Origin of the sequence: Rhodospira trueperi (assembly GCF_900101965.1) — a bacterium.
Classification (GTDB): domain Bacteria; phylum Pseudomonadota; class Alphaproteobacteria; order Rhodospirillales; family Rhodospirillaceae; genus Rhodospira; species Rhodospira trueperi.
This window is the reverse complement of the sequence record NZ_FNAP01000009.1, coordinates 159,126-185,400: the sequence shown is the minus strand read 5'-3', so window position 1 is coordinate 185,400 and position 26,275 is coordinate 159,126. Positions and strand designations below refer to the sequence as shown.

Genomic DNA, 26,275 nt, shown 5'->3' with positions numbered 1-26,275 from the left:
CCGGTTCTGGGGGGCAGACGCCTGTTGAATCACCCTCGAATCCCGTTCGCCACTGAAATCAGCCCTCGGCCGTTAACCTGAGCCCGTTGCCCTGGGCCGCACTCCCGGTTCTCCGTCACCGTCATGGGAGGAATGTCCAGTCCGCCCGGATGGATGTAGTCCCACAGTTCGGTGACCAGCGCGAGGTCCAGGCCGAGAGGTCGCTCAGCAACGGACGGCGGGCGGAGTCTGGCCGGGAACACATCATCAAGGGCGCCCTTGCCCATGCGCCCGGCGTAGGTGTCCAGGGCGTCGCGCACGGCTGCTGCTGCCGCGTCATCGGCCAGACAGGGTGTCTCCGCGCGCGCGGCGCGCAAGGCCGCGTACATCTGGGAGCGGGGCAGCGCCGCGTCTTCATCCTTCTGTTTCTCCGAGGCAAGGCCGGAGATGAATGTCGCCAGCGCATCCCCCGGCATGGCCAGCAGGCAAGCGCGCTCCATCTCTCCCACTGCGGCCTCGCCCGTGGACGGATCGGGCGCGCCGAACAGGCGGTCGCGGGCGCGGTCCAGCCCGTTTTCGGCATCCGGCGGCGCCAGGCTTTCGAAGACATCCACGGTGACGGTCGTGTGGTCCTTCAGGCCGGCAGCCTTGGCCCCGTCCGCTGCCTCGTGCGCGAGGCGGGTGAGCTGACGAATTGGCGTCTTGTGATGGGCCACGGTGATGCCAACGGCGTGGCTCAGGGGCTGACCGCCGATCGCCCAGTCCTTCGTCGCCGCGTGAAGCCCGGCGGCGAAGGGCAGCGCCAGCCACGCCGGCATGGCGAACAGCAGTTCGTCGCCGCCCCACATCAGGGTTTCCAGGCGCAGGCCGCTTCGGTCGTGTCCGTTGCGCTTGTGTTTCAGCAGGAACAGATCGTGGTATTGCGCGCCCCGCGCGTGACCGACGAACCACGTAATGATGGTTTTCAGCAGGGTCTTCCGCAGCGCGGCGAGCTCCGTTGAGAACGCCTCGACACCCACCTGTTCCCGGATGCGGCCGAAGCCGTTGCCGTCGGCATAGACCACCGCGATCTTGTTGCGCACGGATTGCGGCATGGCCTTCAGCGGGGACTTGGTCCAGTCGGCGTGGGGCATGTCCTCCAGGCTGTCCACGAACCCAAGGCGGTCCTTGCCCGTGCCCAGCAGCGCCCGTCCGTCCGCGCCGAGTTCATCGAGATAGAAGTCCTGCCGCGCGGTCCGTCCGTATGCCCGTTTGGCGGCCACGGCGAATGACAGCCTCTTGGTGGTGGCTTTCTCATTCTCGGGGTCCGTTAGGGTGTCGTCTTCGTCCCCGGTCAGCACCCGGGGCCTACCCTTTCCCTCGGGCAGAGGAACCTCGACGGTACCGGGACGACCGTGCTCGAACGCCCCGACGTCCTTGCCGTCCGTTGAAACCTCCAGGGGGTCAAGGGTCCATTGCCGGAATTGGCGGGTCCGGTTGCGGGCCTCGGCGAGGTCCAGGGCAGTGGCGACCGTCTCCTTGTCCCTGTTCTCCAGCGGTACGACGTCGATGACGGTCGTCAGGGCCGGGAAGGGGGGCGCGGTCTCGGCTTTCTTGTCCATACCCATCCACACGGGCGTCCGGTCGGTCAGCACCGCGTTGATGGTCTCGCGCAGCTCCCTGGCGACTGTGGCCTCGTCACCCTCCCGGTCCACGACGACCGCGCATTGGGACGCACCGGAGAACACCCCTTGGGCTTCCGGCAGAGCCGCCGTCACCGCTCGGTCAAGGTGCAGCAAGCCCAGCGATGCGCCGCGCACCGTGGACAGGTCATTGGTGTCGAACACCGTTGTGTTGAAGTTCACGCCCTCGACGCGGCATAGCCATGCCCCCATCATGCCCCCCGGATGCAACCATGGGCCTCATCCAGGAACGGTAGCCCGGGCGTCCGGCCCAGACAAGGGGTGGAAACGCGCATTCGGTGCGATCATGCCGGGATAAAGCGGTGCGCCCGCGTGGATCAGCGGAAGGGTGTTTACCGGCCGAAATGGCACGGCGGATGACGGAGGCCGCGTTTCAGTCCGCGTGAACAAGCGGAAGGGTGATCACCTGCTGGCGGCGGGCGCCCTCGGGTACCTTTGGTACCGTTTCAGTCCGCGTGAACAAGCGGAAGGGTGATCACCACCGCCACGCGGCTGGGTACAGCCATACGTAGGTTTCAGTCCGCGTGAACAAGCGGAAGGGTGATCACCCGCTGCTGGACGTGACGCCGTAATGGAGTAAGCGTGTTTCAGTCCGCGTGGATAAGCGGAGGGGTGTTCACCCTGGTGAATATCCAGTTCACGGAAGCGTGGTCGCATTTCTTCGGAGTTTCAGTCCGCGTGGATAAGCGGAGGGGTGTTCACCTTCCCGAAGACCAGGCAGTTCGGGACCTGCTCAAGTTTCAGTCCGCGTGGATAAGCGGAGGGGTGTTCACCCTACCCCCTCGCAAGGGTTTGCGCAAGGCCGAAATTCACCCCCTACGTTCCACTGATGCGAGGTGCGTAAGGCGGCTTTCTGCATCCCAGGATTGAATTTCTGCATGTCTCGGCGCCAATTCATCAATTCTCTCAATGGGTTTCACCTTTTCCACTGATGTCCCCATTTCGCCAGTTCCCAACGAACACCTTGATCTGGCGGCATTTTTTTTGCGTCACACCGAGGTCCGGCGCCGGTTCGGGTCGGTCCGCCACGACATCGCGGTCGGACAGGGCTAACCGCCGTCCTCCGGCGTCGGCGGAGCACCCGGATCGGTCTGCCCCGCGCTTGAACCCGACTCAGTCTCCGGCGCCATGATCCGGCCAGTGTATTGCATCCCGAAGCCGAGCAGGAACGTCCCCACCGTTCCGATCAGGATGGCGTTTCGCGCCCGCCGCCGCCAGGACTTCTGCGCCTCGGGCTGATCCTTGAGCCTGTCGCTGAACCATGGCAGGTCCTCGAAGAACTTCGGACTGACGGCCATGGCGACCACAACGGCCACAATTCCGGCGGCGACGCTTGCCAGCGCCCAGGTATAGGCCGGGTCACCCCCGAGGGCCTCGGTCCCCCATTCCAGCAGCGGCCAGAGGAAAAAGTGCGCCTTGATCTGCTGGCTGCCCAGGAAGGCGAACAGCAGCACGAAGGGCAGACCGATGGCCGCCAGGGTGCGTTCGAGCCGTTCCTCCTCTTTGGTGTTGCGGTCCTCCTGTTTGTCCTGCTCCGCCTTCAGGAAGCCCTGCATCTGCTCGATCTCGTCGCGGACCAGATCATAGTCGCGGCGGCATTCGGTGCGGCGGTTCATCAGGTCAAACAGCTCGATGCCCTGGATCTGGCTGGTGACCCGATCGAACCAGATGTGGTTGGTGAACTCCAGTTGGGCCCAGTGCAGGTGACGGTAATAGCGCGTCAGGGCCTTGTTCCGTTTGGCCGGTGTGGCGTTTGACTCGTCCGCGAACCGCAGGGCGTCGCCGACCTCCAGCGAGAACGAGCCCAGAATCGCCACGTTGGCCTGCGCCAGGATGGCCATGCGCCGGTACATGGTGTTCATGTGAAGGCGGTGGATGATGTCGCGCGGGAAGAAGCCGTCGAAGCCGAGGAAGGCGAAGCTGTGGGAGGTGGCCGTGTACCAGGACCCCCAGGACCGGTAGCGGTTGTAGCGCCCGTCCTCGACTTCCTTGACAGCGGCGGCGGGATCGCAGGTGTGCGCGGTGCCGTGGCCGTCCACGGTGGTCAGCCGTGCCAGCATGACATCGAAATCCGCCTTGCCCCTTGGGCTGCATGGCTGCGCGCCGTGCGCCACGACCGAGGTGACGACGCGGGCGCGGTCATCGAACAACAGGCGGGCCTGGGGCTTGTCTTTCGGCAGGCAGCCATCCTGGCACAGGTCCGTGTCCTCCAGTCCGAGCACCTCCTGCAGGAACGGCTTGAACCAGCCGGTGAAAGGATCGGTGTCGATGGCTTCGCCGTGAACCAGGGTTCCCAGCGCCGTGCCGCCTCGGTTCAGGGTGATGCTGGTGTGTTCGTCCGATCCCAGGATCATGGCGCAATGGGTGAAGCGCAGTTTCGCGTTGGCCTCGATCACCTGCCCCAGCGGTCGATGCAGCGCCGGGTGGGATGCCTTCAGCAGGTCTTTCCAGGACAGGCTGGAATGCGCCCCGAACTCCGGAACCTGCTCACCCACCGTCCACTCGATCAGTAGAACGTCGTTATAAGCAAAGTGAAGCCGTACCTCTTCCACCTTCACAACCAGGTGCGTCGAGTTCTCCGGCCACTCGATTCTGAACGACAACGAAGGCACGGCCAGCGCCAGAGAGATCAGGGCGCGGCCGGCCTCTATCTGTGTCCGCGCCGCCTCCCATGCCGCGTCCGGCGTGGCGCCGGGGTCGGGCCGCCAGGCCAGCAGGTCGCGCAGATGGGGCAGGAAGTAGTGCGCCTCCTGGTCATCGAAGGCGACGGGTTTCACCGCCTCGGGCGCCGCCGCGCGCCGGTCCGACAGGTGATCGAGGATCCGTGTCTTGAGCGCCGCCGGGGGAGGCTTCTGCGGCACGTCCTCCTCCCCGGGCGGTGGCGGAGCCTTACTGTCCAGCGGATCACCGATGCTGAGCGCCTGGACAAAACTGGTGCGCCACGCCGTGACCGGGCGGGTGCCGGTCAGCAGATCGCCCAGCAGCACATCGACTAGTTTCGACAGCGCCTCTGAGTCCCCGCCAAGCGGATCCTTGGCGCCGAAATAAGTGCCGGTGCCGCCGGCATAGGTGACGAGGCGGTCCGCTCCGTCAGGCCATTCGCGGCGAACCTGGGGATCGAACCACTGCGCGATCTGGTCGGCGCGGTCCGGTGCGCCAGAGAATTCCACCTGGGTGATTCGCGCCTTGTCATCGGCTGCGTGGAAGACCAGCAGCATCTCCAGCGGCTCTTTCAGGTCGTGGCCTTGCGTTTCCTTGAAGAACCAGGCGGCGGCGTCGGCCATGACGAAGCGGTGAGTGTCCGGCACCCGGGCCAGCAGCAGGCGCGGGGCAGCGGCCTTCGTCGGCACACCGCCCGTGTCGAGCATCCGCGCCTCGCCGTTGCCCAAGGCTTCGGACAGCGCAGTCTTGGCATCGTCGATGGCGGTTCGGGTCGCCTCGCATTCGCTCCGCCAGGGATCCGCCGCCGGGTCGAACGTCGAGAGGTCGAGGTCGGCCGGGGCGTCCGACGCCACGCGGGCGATGGTCAGATCCCGGGCGCGGATGTCCGCGATCCGGGCGTCGTGCCCTTCCAGTTCCTTGGCCAGGTGCGGGATGAAGCCGCGATCGTTCGCGGCCACAAGCCGGCAGTGAACCGCGAAGTCGGGCTCCAGGTCCACCGGGCGGACATCCAGATGGCGCATGACTTGCTCCAGCGACGACAACCTGGAACGACGATCGATGGCTTGGTGAGCCGCGTCGGCATAGATGTGGTGGTCGACGATCGTCACGGTTCGGCCCGTCCGCTCGATGCGACGCACCAGATCCCCGTCGGGGATCTCGACCAGGATCACGGTATCGGCCAGGGCCTTAATCTTGGCATCGGTCATCACCGCGCGTCCGCCCCAGCCGACGGTCAGCGGGTGCCCCTTGGGGCGAATGCCTGTGCGGCGGGAGGATTTTTCGAGGCGTTCGAGCAAGCGCAGGATCGTCAGCGTCTCCAGATCGTTGAGCGGCAGGACCACCGAATGGGTTGGAACTTCAGGATCGGAGCAAGTCGAGGTGCAGTCGGTGTGCATTTCTTCAGGCATCTTTAGTCTGGCCCCCGTGCTTCAGAACAACGTTCCCCATTTCACCGCCGCCCGAGCGGCGCCCAAGGGTGGTGCCGGTTCCATGATACTCTGATGCGGAACTACCATGATCTCTGGAGCCACACAACGGACCGGGTCTCTTCCGGCGCCGCCCTTCACAGCAGGTCTCGCCTGAACCGCGTTGGCGTCGTACCGGTCGCCTTCCGGAACGCACCCGTGAAATGGCCGTGGCTGGAGTACCCCCCTTCAAGGGCAATCTCCGTGATCGACCGCCGTTCATCGAGCAGCAGGGACTGATACCGTCCGACGCCTGATCTGACTCAAAGGGGGATTCCCAAGTCGCCCTGGATGTGATTCGGTAGAGTCGCATGATATGGGGTGCGACATGCCAAAGACACTCAAGATATCCGAAGACCTGAGCGCGACAGCGTTGCGGGGCTGGGCCCGGCGGTGTGGAAACGGGCGAGCGGCGTTGCGGGCGTATGCCATTGCCAATGCGCTGGACGGGTTGAACCGAGCGGAGGCGGCGCGTCTGGCCGGGCTGGAGCGTCAGGCGCTGCGGGACGCGGTGCTGCGCTACAATGCGGAGGGTGTTGACGGGCTCTTCGACCGGCCAAAGGGCCACCGGCCGGAATGGCTGACGGAAGCGGAACAGGCCGTTCTTGCGGATGTCGTCTACCGGGGGCCGGACCCGGCGGTGGACGGCGTCTGCACCTGGACCTGCGAGGCGCTGGCGGTGTGGATTTCCGAACGGTTCGGCAAGACCATGCACCCGGACAGCGTCGGGCGACTTCTGCGCCGCATGGGTCTGTCGCGCCAGAAGGCCCGCCAGGTTCACCCTCGGGCGGACGTCAAGGCCCAGCAGCAGTTCAAAAAAAAGACCTGCGCGACGCCCTGACCACGGCTGCCCGGGACCATCCGGACAAGCGGATCCGCCTGTTTTTCCAGGACGAAGCCCGCGTCGGTCAGAAGGGCCGCCTGTGTCATCGGTGGTGGATCATGGGCCAGCGCCCCCCAGGTCTGTGCGATCAGCGCTTCGACTGGACCTATCTGTTCGCCGCCATCGATCCCATCACCGGTGACGCCTTTGCCCTGGTCATGCCGACCGTCTCCACCAAGGTCATGCAACGCTTCCTGGATGATTTTTCCAAAATGCTGGCCGACGACGAGCATGCCGTGATGGTCCTCGATGGCGCCGGCTGGCACGCTGCGAGGTCCTTGCGGGTGCCTGAAAACATGACCCTCGTTCATCAGCCCCCGTATTCCCCGGAGTGCAATCCTGTCGAACGCGTCTGGCTGTTCCTCAGGGAGCGCTTCCTCTCCCTCCAAGTCTGGCCGGACAAGGAGGCCATCATCAAGGCCTGCTGCGATGCCTGGAACGCACTCGTAGATGATCCCGAGCGCATCCAATCCTTGTGCCTCCAGCCTTGGGTCAGAAAGGTCATTTCATAGGTCGGGCGGTATAAGCAGGCGTGCTCGTTTCGCACTGACCCAAATTCCACTACTACCCGCCACAAGGAGATCTGGCTGCCCTGGGTGCCCAACTCGGCCGCGATCTGGCTCAAAGGCCGGCCGTTTGCTCTCCAGCGGCGCCACCGACTCTTGCTTGAATTCGTCCGTGAAGGGTCGTCGGGTTTTGTTCGTCGTCGTCCACCTCTCCGCTCTCGGGGGAGCTTAACCGAGGTGTCCACCGTTTTGGAGCAGGGCCAATACAGGTCGAACGCGCGTTTGCGGACATCTCGAACACAGCCAAAGGCGACCTGGGCTGACCACCCCGTTTATGGGTTTACGGCCCAGAGCCTTTGTGGTGCCTAACGTCGCAGGCAACGCACTTATTGATGATGGCAATCGCTGGCTGTTTTTTCCATGGTTCCCTGGAAATGGGTGGCGACGAGGTGCTCGGGATCGTCAACCGGCGCGCCGGTCGTGACGGCGATGCCGTATTGCGCAAAGAGGTCCTGTGCTCGCGGCCCCATGCTGCCGCAAATGACGAGGTCCACCCCCTGTTCGGACAGCCATTTCGGCAGCAGGCCGGGTTCGTGCGGCGGCGCATCGGCGTCGCGTCGCGAGGTCACGGCGTGCGCCGCATCCGTCTCGACCAGCGCGAAGCTTTTGCAGTGGCCGAAGTGCGGTGAGAGCTTTCCCTCGTCAAGCGGAATGGCGATCAGCATGATCAGGCTCCATGTTCCATATGGTGTTGCAGAGTGTTCCAGATAGCCTTGATGTCTCCGGCACAGGGCGCGTCGGTTTCCATCACGGATTTGACCTGCTTCTGGGCGTCAACAACGCCGCGGTCATAGCGGATACGTCCCAGGACGATGGCGCCGGCCGCCGCGGCCTTGTGCTCGATCTCCTCCGTCATGTCGGGACTGATGTCCCATTTGTTGACGCACGCATAAGCCGGAATCTTGAAGTGCCGGGCCAGATCCAACGTGCGCATCAGATCGTGCGCCCCAGACATCGACGGCTCGGTCACGATCACGACCGCCGACGCGCCTGAAATGGCGGCAATCACCGGACAGCCGATCCCCGGCGGGCCATCCAGCAGGATGAGGGTCCGTCGGGTTTCCTCGGCCACCCTTTTGGCTTCCCGCCGAACGGTCGAAACCAGCTTGCCCGAGTTCTCCGCCGCGACTCCCAGCCTGGCATGCACCATCGGCCCGGCGCGGGTCTCCGACACCATCCAGGCGCCGCACAAGCGCGCCTTCATTTCGATGGCCTGTCTCGGGCAGAACCGAGCGCAGACGCCGCAGCCTTCGCAACTGGCCGGATCGACGACATATCGATCGCCCTTTCGCTCGATGGCATCGAACCGGCAAAGGTTGAAGCAAACGCCATGCGGAGTGCATGAGTCCTGATGGATCACGGCCTCGTGGCCGCTCCAGAAGTCATACCGCTGCCTGACCGTCGGCGTCAGAATGAGGTGCAGATCGGCGGCATCGACGTCGCAGTCCGCGACAACGGCGTTTTCGGCAAGGAGAGCGAAACTCGCGGTGACGCTGGTCTTACCGGTGCCGCCCTTGCCGCTGATGATGACGATTTCCTTCATGCGCCAGCCTCGCACACCGTCCGCAACAGGCCGGCAAAAAGGGGTTTGTAATCCGGCATGACATCGAGAATCGGGCGCCCCTGCGCGTAAGCCTCGGCGATCCGCCGGTTGTCGGGAATTTCCGCCAGAAGGGCGATGTTTTCTTCCCGCAGATAAGGGCGCACGAAGGTGTCGTCTTCCGTCGCGCGGTTTATTGCGACGCCAAAACGAAGCCCCAGGTCCCGCACGGCCTCCACGGCAAGTTTCAAGTCGTTGAGGCCGAATGGCGTCGGCTCCGTCACGAGCACGACGAAGTCGGCGCCGTGCAACGTGGTGATGACCGGGCAAGAGGTTCCGGGGGGCGCGTCGATGATCACGAGATCACCTTGCATGTGGTCCTTGACCGCGCGGATCAGCGTCGGCGTCAGCGTGACGCCGATGTCGAGTTGGCCCTGCACGAGGGTAATGGCACCGTCCTGCAAAGTCTCGACGACGCCGATGCGCTTCGGGACTTCCCGAATGGCCTTTGTCGGGCAAACGCGCTTGCATCCACCGCACCCATGGCACAGGTCCGGCGCGACAAGCGGGACCGTGCCAAAGGATACGATGGCGTTATACGCACAAAACGTGCTGCATTCGGCGCAGCCGTCGCAACGCGTTTCGTCGACTTCGGGAATGAGGACCGTGACGTCCCGCTGACTCCGCACGGAGCCGTCGAGGAAAAGATGGGCGTTCGGCGCCTCCACGTCGCAATCCAGAAGGCAGACATCGCGATCCGCCGCCAGCGCGAGGTTGACCGATACGGTTGTTTTTCCTGTCCCGCCTTTTCCTGATGCGACGACGATTTTCATGCCGCAGTGAGTTCCGTAAGACGGCCCGCGCGGAAAGCGGCCAGCGCTTCGGACACGGACATGGATTTGGCGGAATAGATTTTCGTGCCGGCAGCATGCAAAGCGCCCGTTGCCTTCGGTCCGCATTCGCCCGTGATCAGAACCGTTGCGCCGGCCCTGACGATGGTTTCCGCGGCCTTGATCCCGGCGCCCTGTGCGGCGACGGTCCCGTCGTTATCGATGAGGACAGCGTCGTCCGTCTCTGTATCGAAGATCAGGAAATGCGCCGCTCGGCCAAAACGCGGATCCACGGCGGAGGCCAAATCAGGGCCGGTTGTTGTGAAGGCGATTTTCACGGTATCCACTCCTTTGTGCGGCTTTAGTCGCCGCTTTTGTCCTGCAGCCGGTTCAGGCGCGTCTGCAGTACAGAGATTTGTTGCTCGATCTGCTCGGCTTCTTTTGTCGATGTCAGTTGAGCCGTCGCCGATCCGGTGCCGCGAAAACCGCCGCGGCCATTGCCGAAACCGCCCCGGCGACCGCTCCGGCCGCGCCCGCGGCCCGCGAACCCGGCATCGTCCGCCTGCTGGCAGGACCCTCGGCCGCGACCAACCGGTCCTGTTCCGAAGGGGCCTGTTCTATCCATTGATGGCATTGTGTGTGCCTTTCGTGTTTTCAGGTGGTGTCCGCTCTTCGTCTTCATCCAGGACGAGGTGAAAATCCCCGCCCCTGATTTCGAGCGCAGCGCCTTGCGTCAACGCCATCGCGACGGCGTGACGCGCCCGCGCCAGAATGCGTGAAAACGTCGAGCGCGAGATGTTCATGAAGGCGGCGGCCTCTTCCTGATCGAGCCCCTTGGCATCAGCCAGGGACAGGGCCTCGAGCTCTTCATCCTTGATGGTGATGACGCGAAGCTGACGCATGGGAACACCCTGCGGCTTATAGAAGCGGACCACGGGATCAATCCTGATGTGGCGCCGTTTTCTCGGCCTTGGCATGGTCGAGCGGCCTCCTCCGTTATGAACGTACGCCCATAACCGTACGCCCGATTCGGTCAAAGTTGAAGGGAAATTTTTGCACATATGTGCATAACATGCGGCGTCGAAACCGGGACTCCGGCTATGGGGCGCCGCACGATCTCAACCGCTCAAGGGGGGGATTCAGTTCGGGTTAGGCCCGGTCAGCCCGGAAAAATGGGGTGTCGTGCGCGCGAGGGGCTGAACATGGCCTCCTGGATGGACGCTCCATGCCAGCCGGTCTTGGCCCTGACGGGTCAGGATCAAGTGTGAGGCGGCTTGGCTAAATACCCCCAATCGGAGCGGCGTCTTTCGGCGTTAGAAGGTGAAATTCAATGACACCCTTGTCGGCGACAAGGTCAGTTCGGCTCCGATCCGAAGGTCGGCGGTCACGCCGGTTTCCAGACAAATGGGTGTCCAGGAAAACTGGGGCCGGATCGCATTGAACAACAACTCTGCGGCGCAGGTACATTCCCTTTCATGCTGATCGGGACGTCCGTCCACGCGCACCTGCGGGCCGTCCGGCTTGCCGCCGCCATGGCCATGCTGGGGAGCGGCCGGAGCATGACGGAGACGGCCTACGCAGTCGGGTATTCCAGCCTGAGCCATTTCAGCAAGGCGTTCAGGGACCACGCGGGCGCCTCACCGTGCGATTGGGCGAAGCGGTGCAGCGGAGATGATTGAGGCGACGCGTCTGAACCGGCGCACCGGTGGACCCGATCGGATCGATCACCGCTGTGTTCGCCGGTCCAGAACGGCGCGCAACGACGCGGGGTCGGTGAAGCCCGACACGGTCTCGACCACGCGACCGCTGTCGAATACCACCACCCGGTCGGCACTGACGATGGTGTTGGGGCGGTGGGCGACGATCACCACGGTCTTGCCCCGGCAAGCCTCGGCCAACGCGGCGCGGACCTCGTACTCGTTGTCCGGGTCGAGCGACGCCGTGGCTTCGTCGAGCAGCAGGATGGGCGCGTCCTTGAGGATCGCGCGGGCGATGGCGATGCGCTGCCGCTCGCCGCTGGAGAGCGTGCCGCCGCCCTCTCCGACCACCGTGTCGTACCCATGCTCCAGGGCCATGATGACGTCGTGGCAGCGCGCGGCCTTGGCGGCGGCGACCAACTCCCCATCGGTGGCGTCGGGTTTGGCGAGGCGCAGGTTGGCCGTGATCGTGTCGTTGAACAGCACCGTGTCCTGGAAGACGATCGAGACGAGCCGCTCGCGCGCGGGCGTGGGGATGTCGCGCAGGTCGGCCCCGCCGATGCGGATGTGGCCGGCGTCCACGTCCCACAACCGCGCGATGAGGCTGAGCGCGGTGCTCTTGCCCGATCCCGACGGACCGACCAGGGCGTGGACACGCCCCCCTTCGAGGGTGAAGGACACGTCCCGCAAGGCCGGACGGTCGCCGTAGGAAAAGCTGACGTGGTCGAAGGAAATGTCCAGGGAAGCCGGCAGGCGGGGCGTTGTCGGTTCTGGCAGCACGGGCAGGTCGAGGATCGCCCCTACCCGGCGCATGGACCGTTCCAGGAGGCGGCCGTAGGCCACCAGATCGAAGGCATCGCCGATGGGCCCCAAGAACGCCACGCCGAACACCAGGAACAGCAGGAAGCGATCCGGCCCCATGTCGCCCTGGACCATCAGGGTGCCACCGACCAGCACGACGAGGGCGAAGGCGGCGTCCAACACCGCCCAGCCGGTGCCGACGGCCGGGGTCAGGCGCGCCACCGTTGCGATGCTTACCCGGCGGTGGCGCTCTAGCGCCTCGGACAGCGCGGTGAACCGGTCGCCGCCCAGCCCCAGGGAGCGGATCGTTGCCATGCCCTGGATGTAGTCCAGCAGCCGGCTGCCGAAGGCCTCCAGAGAGACTACCAGATCCTGCCACACGGCCCGGTAACGGCGGTCGCCCCAGGCCACGGTCAGGGCGAACAGCGGCAGGGTGCCCGCCAGTGCCAGCGTGAGCCGCCAGTCGATCGCCGCCAGGATGGCGAAGGCTACGGCCGGGCCGACCAGCGCCCGCATGACCTGGGACGGCGGGACAACGAAGTTGGTCTCGGTGGCATGCTGGGTGATGGCGGCCTCGATCACGGCGGTGTTGCGCGACAGGATCTCGCCCAGGGGCACCCGACGCAAATGGGCGCCGATGCGGCGTTGCAGGGCCGCGACGGCGCCGGTCTGCACGCACCACAGCGTGCGGTTGGCCTTGACGTTGACGACGGCCTGAATGGCCAGGCAGGCCAGGACCACGCCGGTGTACAGCGCCAGCCGTCCCGGGGACAGGACGCCCGCGAAGGCGTCGTGCAGGGCCACGAAGGTCACGAACACCGGTGTGCCCATGAACATGCTCTCGACGAACAGCAGGGGCAACGCCCGCCGCATCAGAGTGCGCTTCATGGGGCCGGCCAGAGCCAGGAACAGCGCCAGCGGAGTCAACCGCGACAACGAGGGGCCGGCCGGGGCCTCGGCGTCCGGCGTCTCGGGGGCGACAGACGCGGACGGCTCCAGGGGCGGCACGGCGGCGTCGGGCCGGGCCGCCAGGGCCTGCCCCTCTTCGGTGGGAAGCTGCCAAGACGCCACGGCCTCGTACTGGCGCCAAAGCTGGGCGTACTCCGGGCAGTCGTCCATCAGGGTGTCGTGATCGCCTTGCGCCCGCACCTGACCCGCCTCCAGGTATAGGATCCGGTCGGCGGCGCGGATGGTCTCCAGGCGGTGGGCGATGGCAATGACGGTCCGGTCGCGGGCCAGCTCCTGCAGGGCCTCCAGGATCAGGGCTTCGTTCTCCGGGTCCAGGGCGGCGGTGGCCTCGTCCAGGATGACCACGGGGGCGGCCTTCAGGATGGCGCGGGCGATGGCCACGCGCTGGCGCTGTCCGCCGGAGAGCTGCCGGCCGCCTTCGCCGACCGGCGTGTCGAGCCCCTGCGGCAGGTCGTCCACGAAATCGAGCACGCGGGCGCGACGCGCCGCGTCCTCGATCTCCTCCGGGGTGGCGTCCGGCCGGCCGGCGCGGATGTTGGCTCGCACCGTGTCGTTCAGCAGCCACGCGTCCTGAAGCACCAGCGCGAGCCGGCCCATCAGGTCGTCCGGCGCGATGTCGCGCACATCGACGCCGCCCAGCGTGACGCGGCCACCGTTCACGTCCCAGAACCGGGCGATGAGGCGGGCGATGGTGGTCTTGCCGGACCCGGACGGCCCGACGATGGCGGTGAAGCGCCCCTCCTCGGCGGTGAAGTCGACGGCACGCAGCACGGGCCGGTCGGCGTAGGCGAAGTCCACGCCCTCGAACCGCACGGCGGCGCCGGCCGGTGTTTTCGGATCGTCCGAGACCGGCAGCGGATCGGCGCCCAGGATGGTCTCGATGCTGGCCGCCGCCATCTTGATTCGCCAGTAGAACGTGCCGCCCGCGAACAGCAGCTTCATGGCGGAGGCGTTGATGCCCATGCCCATCATCAGGAACAGGGCGAAGGTCGCCGCATCGATCGACCCGGCCAGCAGCAGCGCCCCGCCGACCGGCAGCAGCACCAGGATGTTGCCGCGCAGCCCGGCGTAGATCAGGCTCATCGGCACCAGGGCTGCGGTGCTGTAGCGTTCGCCGACGCTGGCGACGGTGTCGATGGCCTCTTTCAACTCCGTGTAATGGGCTTCCGAGCGCAGGAACGCGCGGATCACCTTCATCCCCTGCACGTATTCAATGGTCACGCTCTTCAGGCGGGTCAGTGCCAGGAAGTGCGCCGCGCTGTGCGGCTTGGTCAGGCGCAGGGTCAGCGGATACAGGGCCAGCAGCAGCGGGAATAGGGCGATGGCGGCCAGCGCCAGCCGCCAGTCGATGATGGCCAGGAAGGCCGCCGTGAGCAGCGGCACCGCGACCCCCGCCGACAGGTCCGGGATGGCATGGGCGATCGCCTCCTCGATCTGTTCCACGTCCTCGGCCACCGTTTTCTTCAGCGTTCCGGCCGGATGGGCCGAGAAGAACCCCAGTGGCAGGTCGTTGAAGCGGGCGATCAGGCGGCGCCGGAACTCATGCAGGAGGCCGAACGCGGCCACGTGCGATAGATAGGTGGACGCCATCATCAGGGCCGCCTTGGCGACGACGGCGCCCACGATCACAAAGGTCCAGAAGAGGGTGTCCGGAAGAGTCAGGGAGCCGTCTCCGACCGCCAGCACCATGCGATAGGCGGCGTAGAACGGGGCCAGGCCGCAGGCCATCCCGAGGACGGCCGATGCCACGGACAACAACAGCAGCCAGCGCTGCGGCGCGAGGGTGCGCAACATGGCGGGATCCTTCCGAACTCTGCGGGAGGGGGGAGGAGATCGTTTGAAATCGGCGCCGGTGTTCAGGGCCGGATCACCAGAACACGCTGACGCCTAGGCCCATCATGCGGCCGCGCCCGACCATCGTCGTTCGTGCGTCGGCCGCGTACTGCAACCCGAAGAACTCGGGGCGTTCGTCCAGCGCATTGCGGACGAAGCCGTACAGGCGGACGCGGTCGGTCTCCCACCCGAGCTGAAGATCGACGATGTGGTAGGGATCAAGCGCGAAGGAGTTGGCGACATCGGCCTCGCGGTCTCCCACGAACTGATAGGTCGCGGAACTGAAGAAATCCCCGGGCAACTCGACGACATCTGCCGGCAGGCTGTACAGAATGCCGGCGTTCCCCGTGAACCGGGGGACGTTGGGCACGCGACCGCCATCCTCGGCGCCCGTCATGGAGCCTTCGGCTACGTTCTTCAGTTCGCTGTGGGTGAACCCCAAGCCTCCGTTCACCTCCAGGCCGGGCGCCAGCAGCGCCCGCGCTTCCACCTCGAAGCCAGTGCTGGCGTAGTCCTGGTTCTCGAAGTAGAAGACGAGCGAGGCCGGATCGAACGTCGACAACTGGCCGTCCGAGACCTCGTTGTAGAACACGCTGGCGTTCAGCTTGAGCCGCTGGTCCAGCAGGTTGGCATGAACGCCGGCCTCGTAGGTCCAGACGGTAGACGGCTGGAACGGGTCATCGGGCTGGCCGGCGGGCGCGTTCACCGTGAGCCGATTGAAGCCCCCGGATGAATAGCCGTGCGCGATCGATGCGTACGTCATGACCTCCGGCGTCCAGTCATAGGACACCGCCATCCGGCCCGTCAGATAGGTGTCCGAGAAGTCCTGGTCCTGACTGAAGCGCGGCACATTGCCGGGAAAGCCGTTCGAGATGAAGGTTGACTGTATGTCCTGCGTGTCATGCGCGACGCGGACGCCCCCCGATACCGTCAAGCCCTCCACGAACGGCATTGGAACCGAAACGTCGCCGAATGCGGCGAACGTCTGGGATTCGATCTCGGTGTCATAGGTCCCGTTCAGGTTGGAGAACAGGTTGCTTTGCTGGTCCCGATTCTGGTCATAGTCCGAACGGAAGTAACTGACGCCAAGGACCCAGTCGATGGCGTTTTTCTCCGGGGCGTTCAGTCGGAGCTCCTGGGAGATGATGCGTTCGCTTTCATCGGTGTAGCCGTAATCAATGGAGGGATCGTTGTAGGACTCGAACGGTTGGCCCAGATACTGGTTGTACAGGTAGGCGTCGGTGTAGTCGGTCTGACTGTCCAGTTCGATGAACTGCACGCCCGTGACCGACGTCACCGTAAATGAGTCGAAACGCTTGGAGATCTCCAGCGTCGTATCCAGGGAGTCCCGATTGCCCTCGGGTGTGATGTCGGCGGCGGTTTTCGGGTAACCCGGACCGTCCCGCAGCATGTACACGGGATCCGTCCGTTCTTCCCGGCTGAATGCAACGGCAAGCGTGGCATCCAGATCGAACCCGGGCGTCCAGTGGAGCGTGCCGCGGCCGGCGGTCAGTTCTGCGCCGCCCTCGTCCTTGTCGGTCACCGTATTGTGGATGTCGCCGTCGAAGTCCTGGTAGCGCACCACGGCCCGCCCCGCGAGAACATCGGGGACCAGCCAACCCGCCGCCAGGGCCTCGCCCAGGCGATACCCGTCCGTCCCCAGTTCGCCGGTGACCCGGAACTCGCGCTGCCCGTCGGCGGGCGTTGTCACAACGTTGACCGAACCACCAAGCGCATTGCGTCCGAACAGGGTGCCTTGCGGGCCGCGCAGGACCTCCACGCGCTCCACGTCGAGAAGCGTGGGCGAGAACCCCATGGACGTGGTCGGCACGCCGTTGGTGGAAAAGCCGATGGTCGAGTCCAGCGAGTTGAGCGGACTGCCGAGAGGACCGATGCCGCGCATGGTGCCGAAGGCGCTGCCGGGCTGGGCGTAGTCGACGAAGTTGAAGTTTGGTGTCTCGCGGGCGACGTCGGCGCCGGGATTCAGGGTGGACGTCGGGATATCAAAGCCGTTGATGACGGTCAGGCTGCCGGGGACGTCCTGTTCGTCCTCTCCGCGTTTGCGAGCCGTCACGGTGACCGGCTCCAGCACCATCACGCCGTCGGTGGCGGCGGACTGCGCCTCCTGCGCGCTAGCGGGGATGTGCGGAACAGCGGTCAGGGCCATTGACAGACAGGTCGCCGCGCCGACGCTGGCAGTGTGCCTCTTCATGATTGCCTACGCTCCATGCGGGGGTGGTGAAACCGGGGGTGCGCCCGGTGACCTTGGGCGCGCACAAGCGGGAGCGTCGTGGAAGGGCCGGGGCATCGCAACGCGGCCGGCTTTCGCGAAAACGGGAAAATGTTTCGTGAAACGGGGGCGGCTTGCGCCGTCAGCGGCCGGATCGGGCTTCGGCGCTGGGCGGATAGCCGAACCGCTGGCGGTAAGCGGTGGCGAAGGCCGCGGGATTGCCGAAGCCGACCCGATAGCCGATTTGTGAGACAGGCAGGGTCTGGGTCCGCAGCAGAGTCCGGGCCAGGTCCAACCGCTGGCGGCGGACATAGGATCGAATTGTCTCCCCGAACACCGCCCGGAAGTGCGCCGACAGCGTCGTGACGTTCGTCCCGACCCGCCGGGCCAGGACGGCCAGGGTCGGCGGATCGGCGAGGCTCTCGTCGAGGATCCGGCGCGCGGCGTGCGTCCGCTCGATATCGGCGGGCGCCAAGCGGCGGGTGGCGCTGGGGCGCCCCGGCAGCATATGGGACCCGATGTCCGCCAACAGGGCCAGGGTGCAGCCTTCGAGGTGAAGGCGGGACAGCGCCCCCTCGTAGGGACAGTTCAGCATGTCCAGGGCTGCCGCCAGCGCCCGGCCGCTGGGCGGCAGATGACGGACCTTCGGCGCGTCCGACACCAGGGCCGGCAGCACGGCGAAAACGTCGTCCCCGTACGTCTCGGCCATGGCCTCGAGATGCTCCCGGGCGATGGTGATCCCGACGTTTGCGCACCGCACGCCGGCCCGATGATGACCCAGACACCGGGCGGGTTCTCCGAAGGCCATCAGGACGGGGCAAAGCGGTTGGACTTCGATGTCACCGCAATGGTCCACGGTGACGGGCGCCGCCGCCTCGCCGACCACGATCCCGATATACAGCGACGGCTGGGTTTCGATCTCGACGCGGGTGTCGGTTCGGTACCGGATGTCACAGAGCGAGGCCAGAAGGCCGGGACGGATCTCCCTGGAAACAAAGCGTCCATTGGGCGTGTTCTGGGCTGGGGTTCCGGTCATGCGGCGGCCTTCGCGGGGGGGCTCCCAGGGCGGACGGCATCGTCCATTCTCGGAGTAGCATCCATGATATTGACAATCACTCGCAAATCAATCAATGATTAGTGCCACGAGGCAAGAGACCTTCCATTGAGTTGTGAAGCCGGACCGCTTGTACGGCTTGGTGTGTTGGAGGCTCTTGGGCCACACGCCTTCGGGGCATGCCTAGCCGAAACACTCTCTCTTGCGGCGACACGTGCACCGCGCAGGCAGCCCCATGTCCGACCTCTTGCCCCTGGAAAGCCAGACCCTCGTCGAATCCGCCCCGTCGAACGGCCAAGGCGTCTGTCTTGCCGACGGAACGCTGCGCACGGATACGGAGGTGGTCCTTCGCTACCCGGTGCCACCGGGCCTGTATGTGTCCTTCGCGCTGGAAGGGTGCTTCCGGGTGTGGATTAACGGTGGATGGTGTGCGGTCGGGCAACGGGAGTGCCTGTGCGTATACCATCCGGAGCCTGCTGAATGGGTGTGCCACGTTCCGGGCGGCCAGTGCCTTCGCATCGCGGGCGCATTCCTGTCCGACACATGGCTGAGCACCGTGATGGGCGGTATGCGCGACCGCCTGCCGCATATCGGCCCCGGCTCCGGGGGAGTCTGGTCGCTCTCGGACCTGGGGCCGGCGCCCTTGGCCGCCCTCCAGCAGGGTTTGCGGACCGATATGCCCGACAGCCTGCGCGCTCCCTATCAATCCGCGAAAGCGCTGGAGTTTCTCGTCCTTCTGCTGAGGGGATCGCTGTCGGATGGCGCGGGGCCAGGGTGTTGCCGCTTTGCACAGGCCCATCGGGAGCGGGTTCGACAAGCCCACGACATCCTGGAGCGTCAACTCGCCGATCCGCCGGCGCTGGGCGATCTCGCGCGGATGGTCGGCCTGGGCGAGAAAGCGCTCAACGCGGGGTTCCGCCACCTCTACGCTGCGACGGTTTTCGAGGTCCTGACGGATCTGCGTTTGACCCGGGCCCACCACCTGATCGTGGACCTGGGATCCCGGGTCTCGGTGGCGGCCTATGCGGTCGGCCTGACGCCCGCCCACCTGTCGCAGGCGTTCCGCAAACGGTACGGCGTGCCGCCGTCTGCGCTGCGGGGCACGGCCTCTACCGCTGCCCCTTCATCGAAAGCCTTGCCCCGCCATCGATAGGAATCGCGGTTCGCCGCGTCTCCCCTCGCCGTTAGCATGCGACCTGCGACTCGGTCGCAACATCAACGTCGAGGAGGGGATTGTGAGGGCAAAGCAGACGGGGGGAGCAAACCACTCCATCTGGACGATGGCCTGGGTGGGCGTGGGAACGGGCGTACTGCTCGGAACGCCGGTGACGTCCGCACACGCCGAGGAACTGCAGGCTTTGGTCCTGGAGCCTGTGACGGTCACCGCGCGAAAGCGCGCCGAAAGCGCGTCCGACGTACCCATCAGCCTGAGCGTGATGGACGGCGACGACCTGGACGAGGCTGGGGTTGAAACCGTGTTCGACACCATGAAGCTGGTGCCCAACCTGTCGGCCACGACCTCCGGCCCGGCGCGGTTTTCCACGTTTATCATCCGGGGTGGCGGTGCGGTTCTGATGGACGCGCCGGACGACACCTCGGTCGGCGTGTACGTCGACGGCGTGCCCGTGCCCCGACACATGGCGGACATGGACCTTCTGGACGTGGACCGGGTGGAGGTGATGCGCGGTCCCCAGGGCACGCTGTTCGGCGATGCCTCCTCCGCCGGCGCCATCAACATCGTGACCAAGGCGCCGAGCGACACGTTCGAGGGCCGGGTGATCGGGGATTTCGGCAACGAAGGCCGCCGGTCCGGGCAGGTTTCCCTCTCGGGACCGATCATTCCGGACCGTCTGGCCATGCGCCTCTCCGGATCCGTCCGTCACGAAGACGGCACCATCAAGGATCGCCGATTTGGCGGCGACGTGGGAGAGGAGGACGCGTGGTCGGTGCGCGGGCAGGCGGCCATCACGCCGACCGACCGCCTCAGCATCGACGTGACCCTGGATGGATCGCGCGTCGAGACCGATCACCCGAACTGGATCTGGCGCGACGCCGCGGATTACCCATCGGTCGATCAGCGAGTCTCCGAATGGTCGGACCAGACCTCCCTCGGGGTGGGCGCCACGATCACCTATGACCTGGACTGGGCGACGGCAACGTCGGTCACCAGCTTTCGCCGCGTGACCGCCGAAACCATCGGCGACAACATCGACCTGCTGCTGGACGACGGTCTGATGCTCGCCGCGGACGGCGGTGGCTACGTCTCGGATTTCGAGGAGGAGACGCGGCGCGTCGTCCAGGAACTCCGGCTGACCGGCGCCGACGATCAGGCCATCGCCTGGCAGGTCGGCGCCAACTTCAGCGCCATGGATTTCGACGCCCTCTTCGCCGATACGACGACCATGATGGGGTGGGCCACGGATGAACGGCGCGATGCCAGCGTAGACGGCCAATCCTATGGCCTGTTCGGTGAAACGACGGTGCCGTTGGGCGCCGGGTTCGATTTGACCCTGGGCGCCCGTTACTCCTACGTCACCAAGGACGCGCGGACGGACTACACCAGCTCGATGGGCCTCGCCGCCAGCGATTCCAAGGAGGACTCCTGGAGCGCCGTCACCGGTCGTGCGTCCCTCGCCTATCACTGGACCGAGGATGTCTCGACCTACGCCACGGTCGCGCGCGGTTGGAAACCGGGCGGGTTCCAGCGCTATTCCGCCAACATTGCCACGTCGGGCGAGATCGAGGATGCCTACGGCGAAACCCGATCCTGGACCTACGAACTGGGCAACAAAGCCCGGTTCCTGGGCGGCCGGGCGGTGCTGGACGCGGCCGTGTTCTACACCACGGCCGAGGACGAACAGGTCAACGCCTATGACCTGACCACCTATCAGCTCCAGATCAAATCCGGCGACGTCGACAGCTACGGCTTCGAGGTCGAGGGCCGGGTGCAGGCGACCGAAAACCTGACCCTCGGCGGCGGTCTTGGCTACACCCACGCCACCTTCACGCAGGATGTTCCCGACGCGGGCATCCGCGACGGGAACCGGGTTCCGAACGTGCCGTTGTGGAACGCCAACATCAACGGCGTCTACCGGTATCCCCTGACCCTTGCCGGGCTGGACGGCGACTGGACGTCCCGCGTGGCGTACAGCTACCGGTCGGATCGGGAGGGGGACATCACCAACGAGGCCACCCTGGACGGCTATCACCTGGTCGACCTGTCCACCGGCCTGGACTTCGATGCCATCTCGGTGCGCCTCTACGCCAACAACGTGCTGGATGAAGAGTACGCAGTGTCCGGCTACATGAACTCCAACGGCCGGGTCGCGGTTGCCCCCGGTGACGGTCGGGCGTTCGGGGCGGTGCTGAGCTATCGATGGTGAGCGGCGTGTCCGATCCGGGACGCCTGCTGCCGGTCCTGGCCCGCTACAAGGGGAAGGTGGCGGCGACCCTGCTCCTCTCGGCGGTGGCCTCGCTTCTGGCGTTGGGGCCTTGGGTGATCCTGGCCGTCCTGGTCGGTGCGGTCGAGGCCGGAACGCTGACCGGTTCGCTCGCCATGATCCTGTCGGGAGCCGCCGCCGGGATCGTGCTTCTGCGGTTTGCGGCGTTGGCGGGCGGGTCCGCCCTGGCGCATCTGGTGGCCTTCGACATGCTGCGCGACCTGCGGTTCGCCCTGTTGGGTCGGCTGGAGGTCGCGCCCATGGCGCGGGTGATCGGCGAGGGGCGCGGCGCCCTGGTCAAGATCATCCGCGATGACGTGGAGCGGCTGGAGCGCTTGGTGGCCCACGCCATCCCCGATCTGGTGGCGGCCCTCGTGCCGGGCCTGTTCTCGGTCGTTCTGCTGGCGGTGCTGGACTGGCGGTTCGCGCTGATCGCCGTGGCGCCGCTGGTCGGGGCCGCCATCCTGGTCCGCGTGTTCCTGCTCACCCCGGCGAACACGGCCCTGGCGGAGCAGTTGGGCGCGTTGCAGGAACGGGTTTCGGCACGCCTGATCGAGTTCGTCCGGGGCCAACCGGTGCTGCGCATGATCGGCTCGCCCTGGGGCCGGACGGCGGAGTCCGCCGCGCCCGACCGCTTGATCGGCGAGGTCCACGCTTTCGAGTGGGCCTGGGCGCGCAAGGGCCTGTGTCCGCACGGGCTATCCCAGGTCCTTCTGGGTGGCACAACGTTTCTGGCGGTGGGGTTGGGTCTGTGGGCCGTGCAGGAGGGCGGCGCCACCTTGCGGGACTACGTTCTGCTGATCTGCCTGGCCCCGGCCCTGGTCACGCCGCTGGAGAAGGTGCAGCACACCCTGCACGAGATCATGGAGATGGGCCCCGGCATACGGCGGATCGCCGAGGTGCTGGGTTGGGCCGGTCCCCCGTACGAAGAGCCGCTCCGCCGAGCCGTCGCGTGCGCACACCCGGTGCGGTTCGAGGCCGTCTCCTGTTCGATCGACGGGCATCCGGTGCTGAAGGGCCTGTCCTTCACCCTGCCGGCGGAGGGCCTGACGGCGATCGTCGGGGCGTCCGGAGCCGGCAAGACGACCGTGGTGCGGATCCTGGCGCGTCTGCTGGATCCCGACGGGGGGCGGGTCCGGGTCGCCGACGCGGATCTGGCCGACCGTCGCCCGGACGACTGGTACGCCTTTGCGATCTTCGCTTTTCAGGGAACGTTCCTGTCCCGCGACACCGTGGCCGACAACCTGCGCGTGGCGCGCCCGGAGGCGAGCGACGATGACCTGCGCCGCGCGTTGTGGGCGGCCTGCTGCCTGGACGTGATCGATGCCCTGCCGGACGGTCTGGAGACACGGCTGGGCGGGGACGGCGTCACCCTGTCCGGCGGGCAGAGCCAACGGCTGTGTCTGGCGCGCGCCCTGTTGCGCGATGCGCCGCTTCTGGTCCTGGACGAGGCCACCTCGCACGCCGACCCGGTGCTGGAACGGGCGTTGCTGGAGCGCCTGCGGACCTACCGCGCTGGGCGGGCGACCGTGTTCGTGACCCACCGCCTGCCGTCCGCTGCCGTTGCCGACCACATTCTGGTGCTGGAGGCCGGAACGCTGCGCGGTCAGGGCACGCACGCGCACCTGTTGGAGGCCTGTCCGGCCTATCGGCGCCTCAGCGACGCGCGGCGGGGGGCAGCGGCATGATCGCGGCCTACCTGCGCTTGATCGGCCCGCTCCACCGCCGCCGGCTGGGCGGCGTCCTGGCGGCCAAGGTCCTGGACGCCATGATGGCGGGGGCGCCGTTCGTCCTGGTGTATCTGGTGCTGCGGGCTGTGATGTCGCCCGACGGACTGGCGGAGGTTCGGCCCTGGTGGATCGGGGCGCTGTTGGGGGTGTTCCTGGCGCGGGCGGCCGTCGGCCTGTGGGCCTCGGCGGCGGGCATGCGGCTGGCCCTGGACGTCTCCCGGGACCTGCGGGCGCGAACCGTGGCGCATGCCGGCTGTCTTTCCCTGGGTGATCTGGACGCCGGCCGCGCCGATGATCTGAGCACCATCATCGCGCAGGACATTCCGACCCTGCAGATGGCGCCGACGCAGGCCCTGCCCGGGGTGATCCTGCACACGGTCTTTCCGGTGCTTCTCGTGACCGGGCTGGCGGTCCTGGAGCCACGCCTTGCCCTGGTTCTGGCCGTGGCGGCACCGCTGTGTGTGGGGCTGATGGCCCTGTCGCGGCGTCACGCCCTCCGCCTCAACCGCGAACGCGCGGACGGCTTCGGCACCCTGACCCTGCGGCTGGTGGAATACATCGAGGGGCTGCCGGTCTATCGCGTCCTCGGCGCCGCAGGGCGCCGCCATGCCGCGCTTGCGGGGGCGGTCGAGGTCCTGCGCGCGGTGAACCGGCGCCTGGTGACACGGCTGACTCCGCTCCTGTTCGCCAACGCCCTGGTGATCGAGGGCGCCGTGGCGGCGGTTCTGATCCTGAGTCTGGTGCTGCTGGTCGGCGGCGCCCTTCCCGCCGAGACGGTGCTGATCTTCGTCGTCGCCGGCGTGCGCATCGGCGAGTCCCTGCGAGCGCTGATGGGGCTGGTAGACCTTATCGAGGGTCTGGGCGTGTCGGTGGAGCGGGTGCGCCGGCTGCTGGACACCCCGGCCATGACCGAGGGGACCGACACCACCCCACCCGCGCGCGGCGCCGTGGCGTTCCGCAGCGTGTCGTGGTCCTGCGGAGATCGACCGATTCTGCGCGACATCGCCCTGGACGCCGACCCCGGAACCTTCACCGCTCTGGTGGGCGCCAGCGGGTCCGGCAAGTCGTCCATCCTGCGGCTGCTGGCCGCCTACGGACCGGCGGACAGGGGGGCCATCCTGGTCGACGGTCGCGACGTGCGGACCTATCGCAGCGACGCCTACTGGCGCGGTGTGGTTCTGGCTCCACAACAGGCCTTCGTCTTCGACGCGTCCGTGGCGAACAACATCGCTCTGGCCGATCCCGATGCGTCGCCGGATCGGATCGCCACCGCGGCGGAGATCGCCGGATGCGCCGCCCTGGTGCAAGACCGCGCCGGGGACGATGGGCCGTCGCTCGGCGACGACGGGGCGCGGGTGTCGGGGGGCGAGGCGCAACGCATCGCGCTTGCGCGCCTGCTGCTGACGCGCGCGCCGGTGCTGCTGCTGGACGAAGCCACATCCGCGCTGGACTTCGAGACCGAGGCCCAGGTGTGGCGGCGTTTCCGGGAGGCCACGCGCGACCGCACCCTGATCGCCGCCGCTCACCGCCTGAGGACGGTGCGGGACGCCGACCAGATCCTGGTGGTGGACGGTGGCCGCATTGTCGAGCGTGGCCGCCATGAGGACCTGCTCGCGGTCGGCGGTTCCTATGCCCGCCTGTGGGCCGCCGACGCCATCACCCCGAACACTCTGGAGGAGCCGGCATGGTCAGCCTGACCGTGTTCTACGTTGTGCAGGCCATGCCCATGCACTTTTTCTACGTGGCGCTGCCGGCGATCCTGCGCGAGGCCGGCGTGCCCCTCACGAGCATCGGTCTGGTGTCGCTGGTGTATCTGCCGTGGGCGCTGAAGGTGGTGTGGGCGCCGCTCGTGGACCGGTGGCGGCTGGGCGGGCGGGTGCCCTACCGCAACTGGGTGGTCCTGATGCAGGCGCTGGCGGCAGCCGGGTTCCTGGCTAGCGCGAGCCTGACCGTGGCCACGGATGTCTCGTGGGTCCTGGGCGCGGCGGTAGTGATCGCCTTCGCGTGCGCGACGCAGGACGTGGCCGTGGACGGCTGGGCCGCCTCCACCCTGCGCGGCACAGGCATGACCTGGGGCAATGTGGCCCAGGGGGCCGGCGGCGCCCTGGGTGGGCTGATGGGCGGCGGGTTGCTCCTGGCGTTCTATGGCCCGTTCGGTTGGTCGGGGCTGTGCCTGATCCTGGCCGGTGTCATGGCCCTGTCGGGTTTGACCGCGCTCGGGATGCGGGCGAACACCGCCGGCCCCGCGACCACACCGGCACCGCGTGGGGCGTTGCGGCGGTTCCTGTCCCACCGCCGGACCTGGATTCTGATCGCGGTCATTCTGGTGGTGCGCGCCCCGCAAAGTCTGATGATGCCCCTGTTGCAGCCCCTTCTGGTCGATTTGGGCTACACGCTGGAGGCCCTGGCCCTGTTCAACGGCGTCTGGGTGATGGTGGCCGGCATCGTCGGCGCCCTGCTGGCCGGCGTTGTCATCACCCGATGGCGGGAGCGCGCGGCCCTGACGGGGTCTGTTCTCGGGCTTGTGCTGGTGTTCGGCGGCCTCGCAGCCGGAACCCTTCAGCCCTGGCCAGAGATGGCGCTGGGTGCCGTCGGCCTGTTCTGGGCGGTCGGATCGCTGGCGCTGGTCACCCTCTACCGGATGTTTATGGCCGCCGCGCGCGAAGGCCGCTGGGGCACCGATTTCACCTTCTTCGTCTGTGTGGACACCGTGGTGACGCTGGTCGGCGGCGGAATCGGCGGTGCCGTGGCGCAGGCGGTTGGCTACGGCGCGCTGTCGGCGGGTGTCGCGGTCGCTTATGTCCTTCTCCTGCCGGTCGCGGCGGTGTTGGCCGGTGTGCTGAACGGTGCGACGCGGGCCGCCGTGCCCGATGCGTCGCTTGCCGTATCCCGTGAGTCCTGAGCCGTTTCAAGA

The 26,275-nt window shown here is 66.7% G+C and carries 20 protein-coding genes and 1 CRISPR repeat array; of the genes, 8 read left to right on the top strand and 12 right to left on the bottom strand.

Translation table 11 applies throughout. The annotated features are described in order from the left end of the window. Positions 1-29 precede the first annotated feature (29 nt). From BLS85_RS12925 to BLS85_RS19800, 3 genes are all read right to left on the bottom strand, one after another. The gene (locus tag BLS85_RS12925; protein ID WP_218128417.1) at positions 30-1,856 is read right to left on the bottom strand and encodes a Cas10/Cmr2 second palm domain-containing protein; all 1,827 of its coding nucleotides are present in this window, start codon (positions 1,854-1,856) and stop codon (positions 30-32) included. 175 nt (positions 1,857-2,031) lie between these two features. Beyond that, positions 2,032-2,435: direct repeats of the CRISPR family, unit length 37 nt; unit sequence GTTTCAGTCCGCGTGAACAAGCGGAAGGGTGATCACC. Between the two features lie 275 nt (positions 2,436-2,710). Continuing rightward, positions 2,711-5,731 carry a hypothetical protein gene (locus tag BLS85_RS12920; protein WP_143027187.1) on the bottom strand — a complete coding sequence of 1,007 codons (3,021 nt, stop codon included), beginning with the start codon at positions 5,729-5,731 and terminating at the stop codon, positions 2,711-2,713. 155 nt (positions 5,732-5,886) lie between these two features. Beyond that, a complete protein-coding gene (locus BLS85_RS19800; RefSeq protein ID WP_425438484.1) occupies positions 5,887-6,018 on the bottom strand; it encodes a helix-turn-helix domain-containing protein in 132 nt (43 codons plus the stop codon). Positions 6,019-6,116: 98 nt separating this feature from the next. Here BLS85_RS19800 and BLS85_RS12910 point away from each other — a divergent pair, with 98 nt between their 5' ends. Together BLS85_RS12910 and BLS85_RS19140 are read left to right on the top strand one after the other, a co-directional pair. Then, complete coding sequence (locus BLS85_RS12910) at positions 6,117-6,629, top strand: winged helix-turn-helix domain-containing protein (RefSeq protein ID WP_176793708.1); 513 nt, start codon at positions 6,117-6,119, stop codon at positions 6,627-6,629. Next, positions 6,614-7,183 (top strand): IS630 family transposase, encoded by a 570-nt coding sequence (locus tag BLS85_RS19140; RefSeq protein WP_245699220.1) that lies wholly within the window; start codon positions 6,614-6,616, stop codon positions 7,181-7,183. Before BLS85_RS12910 ends, BLS85_RS19140 begins: the two co-directional genes overlap by 16 nt. A gap of 380 nt (positions 7,184-7,563) precedes the next feature. Here BLS85_RS19140 and BLS85_RS12900 read toward each other — a convergent pair whose 3' ends face one another. Genes BLS85_RS12900 through BLS85_RS12880 form a run of 6 tightly spaced genes read right to left on the bottom strand, consistent with a single transcriptional unit; the run spans position 7,564 to position 10,584 of the window. Then, the gene (locus BLS85_RS12900) at positions 7,564-7,902 is read right to left on the bottom strand and encodes a NifB/NifX family molybdenum-iron cluster-binding protein (protein WP_092786928.1); all 339 of its coding nucleotides are present in this window, start codon (positions 7,900-7,902) and stop codon (positions 7,564-7,566) included. A gap of 2 nt (positions 7,903-7,904) precedes the next feature. Beyond that, positions 7,905-8,780 carry an ATP-binding protein gene (locus tag BLS85_RS12895; protein WP_092786926.1) on the bottom strand — a complete coding sequence of 292 codons (876 nt, stop codon included), beginning with the start codon at positions 8,778-8,780 and terminating at the stop codon, positions 7,905-7,907. Then, a complete protein-coding gene (locus BLS85_RS12890) occupies positions 8,777-9,610 on the bottom strand; it encodes a nucleotide-binding protein (protein WP_092786924.1) in 834 nt (277 codons plus the stop codon). The genes BLS85_RS12895 and BLS85_RS12890 overlap by 4 nt, the downstream gene beginning before the upstream one ends. Beyond that, positions 9,607-9,945, bottom strand: a complete 339-nt coding sequence (locus BLS85_RS12885) for a NifB/NifX family molybdenum-iron cluster-binding protein (protein WP_092786922.1) — start codon at positions 9,943-9,945, stop codon at positions 9,607-9,609. The genes BLS85_RS12890 and BLS85_RS12885 overlap by 4 nt, the downstream gene beginning before the upstream one ends. 23 nt (positions 9,946-9,968) lie before the next feature. After that, positions 9,969-10,232, bottom strand: coding sequence for a DUF5320 family protein (locus BLS85_RS19795; protein WP_218128415.1), 264 nt, complete (start codon positions 10,230-10,232; stop codon positions 9,969-9,971). Then, on the bottom strand, positions 10,225-10,584 hold the full coding sequence (locus BLS85_RS12880) for a DUF134 domain-containing protein (protein ID WP_092786920.1): 360 nt from the start codon (positions 10,582-10,584) through the stop codon (positions 10,225-10,227). Before BLS85_RS12880 ends, BLS85_RS19795 begins: the two co-directional genes overlap by 8 nt. Before the next feature lie 498 nt (positions 10,585-11,082). On the opposite strand from BLS85_RS12880, the gene BLS85_RS12875 reads away from it, so the two are divergent. Next, positions 11,083-11,286, top strand: a complete 204-nt coding sequence (locus BLS85_RS12875) for a helix-turn-helix domain-containing protein (protein WP_092786918.1) — start codon at positions 11,083-11,085, stop codon at positions 11,284-11,286. Between the two features lie 45 nt (positions 11,287-11,331). Here the strand turns inward: BLS85_RS12875 and BLS85_RS12870 are convergent, their stop codons facing one another. From BLS85_RS12870 to BLS85_RS12860, 3 genes are all read right to left on the bottom strand, one after another. Next, positions 11,332-14,868 (bottom strand): ABC transporter ATP-binding protein, encoded by a 3,537-nt coding sequence (locus BLS85_RS12870; RefSeq protein WP_092786916.1) that lies wholly within the window; start codon positions 14,866-14,868, stop codon positions 11,332-11,334. Positions 14,869-14,941: 73 nt separating this feature from the next. Then, complete coding sequence (locus BLS85_RS12865; protein WP_092786914.1) at positions 14,942-17,119, bottom strand: TonB-dependent receptor; 2,178 nt, start codon at positions 17,117-17,119, stop codon at positions 14,942-14,944. A gap of 160 nt (positions 17,120-17,279) precedes the next feature. Beyond that, complete coding sequence (locus BLS85_RS12860; RefSeq protein ID WP_092786912.1) at positions 17,280-18,173, bottom strand: helix-turn-helix transcriptional regulator; 894 nt, start codon at positions 18,171-18,173, stop codon at positions 17,280-17,282. Between the two features lie 253 nt (positions 18,174-18,426). Here BLS85_RS12860 and BLS85_RS12855 point away from each other — a divergent pair, with 253 nt between their 5' ends. From BLS85_RS12855 to BLS85_RS12835, 5 genes are all read left to right on the top strand, one after another. Further along, on the top strand, positions 18,427-19,344 hold the full coding sequence (locus BLS85_RS12855) for a helix-turn-helix domain-containing protein (protein ID WP_092786910.1): 918 nt from the start codon (positions 18,427-18,429) through the stop codon (positions 19,342-19,344). Between the two features lie 172 nt (positions 19,345-19,516). Beyond that, entirely contained in the window at positions 19,517-21,574 is a 2,058-nt protein-coding gene (locus BLS85_RS12850; protein ID WP_176793706.1) for a TonB-dependent receptor, read from the top strand. A gap of 5 nt (positions 21,575-21,579) precedes the next feature. Further along, positions 21,580-23,319 (top strand): ABC transporter ATP-binding protein, encoded by a 1,740-nt coding sequence (locus BLS85_RS12845; protein WP_176793704.1) that lies wholly within the window; start codon positions 21,580-21,582, stop codon positions 23,317-23,319. Continuing rightward, on the top strand, positions 23,316-25,058 hold the full coding sequence (locus BLS85_RS12840; protein ID WP_092786904.1) for an ABC transporter ATP-binding protein: 1,743 nt from the start codon (positions 23,316-23,318) through the stop codon (positions 25,056-25,058). Before BLS85_RS12845 ends, BLS85_RS12840 begins: the two co-directional genes overlap by 4 nt. Beyond that, positions 25,046-26,263: an MFS transporter gene (locus BLS85_RS12835; RefSeq protein WP_092786902.1), complete on the top strand. Its 1,218-nt coding sequence runs from the start codon at positions 25,046-25,048 to the stop codon at positions 26,261-26,263. The genes BLS85_RS12840 and BLS85_RS12835 overlap by 13 nt, the downstream gene beginning before the upstream one ends. Positions 26,264-26,275: the final 12 nt, after the last annotated feature.

Coding starts and splice junctions, on each gene's coding strand:
- BLS85_RS12925 (WP_218128417.1), bottom strand. CDS start 1,856: ATGATGGGGGCATGGCTATGCCGCGTCGAGGGCGTGAACTTCAACACA.
- BLS85_RS12920 (WP_143027187.1), bottom strand. CDS start 5,731: ATGCCTGAAGAAATGCACACCGACTGCACCTCGACTTGCTCCGATCCT.
- BLS85_RS12910 (WP_176793708.1), top strand. CDS start 6,117: ATGCCAAAGACACTCAAGATATCCGAAGACCTGAGCGCGACAGCGTTG.
- BLS85_RS12900 (WP_092786928.1), bottom strand. CDS start 7,902: ATGCTGATCGCCATTCCGCTTGACGAGGGAAAGCTCTCACCGCACTTC.
- BLS85_RS12895 (WP_092786926.1), bottom strand. CDS start 8,780: ATGAAGGAAATCGTCATCATCAGCGGCAAGGGCGGCACCGGTAAGACC.
- BLS85_RS12890 (WP_092786924.1), bottom strand. CDS start 9,610: ATGAAAATCGTCGTCGCATCAGGAAAAGGCGGGACAGGAAAAACAACC.
- BLS85_RS19795 (WP_218128415.1), bottom strand. CDS start 10,232: ATGGATAGAACAGGCCCCTTCGGAACAGGACCGGTTGGTCGCGGCCGA.
- BLS85_RS12880 (WP_092786920.1), bottom strand. CDS start 10,584: ATGCCAAGGCCGAGAAAACGGCGCCACATCAGGATTGATCCCGTGGTC.
- BLS85_RS12875 (WP_092786918.1), top strand. CDS start 11,083: ATGCTGATCGGGACGTCCGTCCACGCGCACCTGCGGGCCGTCCGGCTT.
- BLS85_RS12870 (WP_092786916.1), bottom strand. CDS start 14,868: ATGTTGCGCACCCTCGCGCCGCAGCGCTGGCTGCTGTTGTTGTCCGTG.
- BLS85_RS12865 (WP_092786914.1), bottom strand. CDS start 17,119: ATGAAGAGGCACACTGCCAGCGTCGGCGCGGCGACCTGTCTGTCAATG.
- BLS85_RS12860 (WP_092786912.1), bottom strand. CDS start 18,173: ATGACCGGAACCCCAGCCCAGAACACGCCCAATGGACGCTTTGTTTCC.
- BLS85_RS12855 (WP_092786910.1), top strand. CDS start 18,427: ATGTCCGACCTCTTGCCCCTGGAAAGCCAGACCCTCGTCGAATCCGCC.
- BLS85_RS12840 (WP_092786904.1), top strand. CDS start 23,316: ATGATCGCGGCCTACCTGCGCTTGATCGGCCCGCTCCACCGCCGCCGG.
- BLS85_RS12835 (WP_092786902.1), top strand. CDS start 25,046: ATGGTCAGCCTGACCGTGTTCTACGTTGTGCAGGCCATGCCCATGCAC.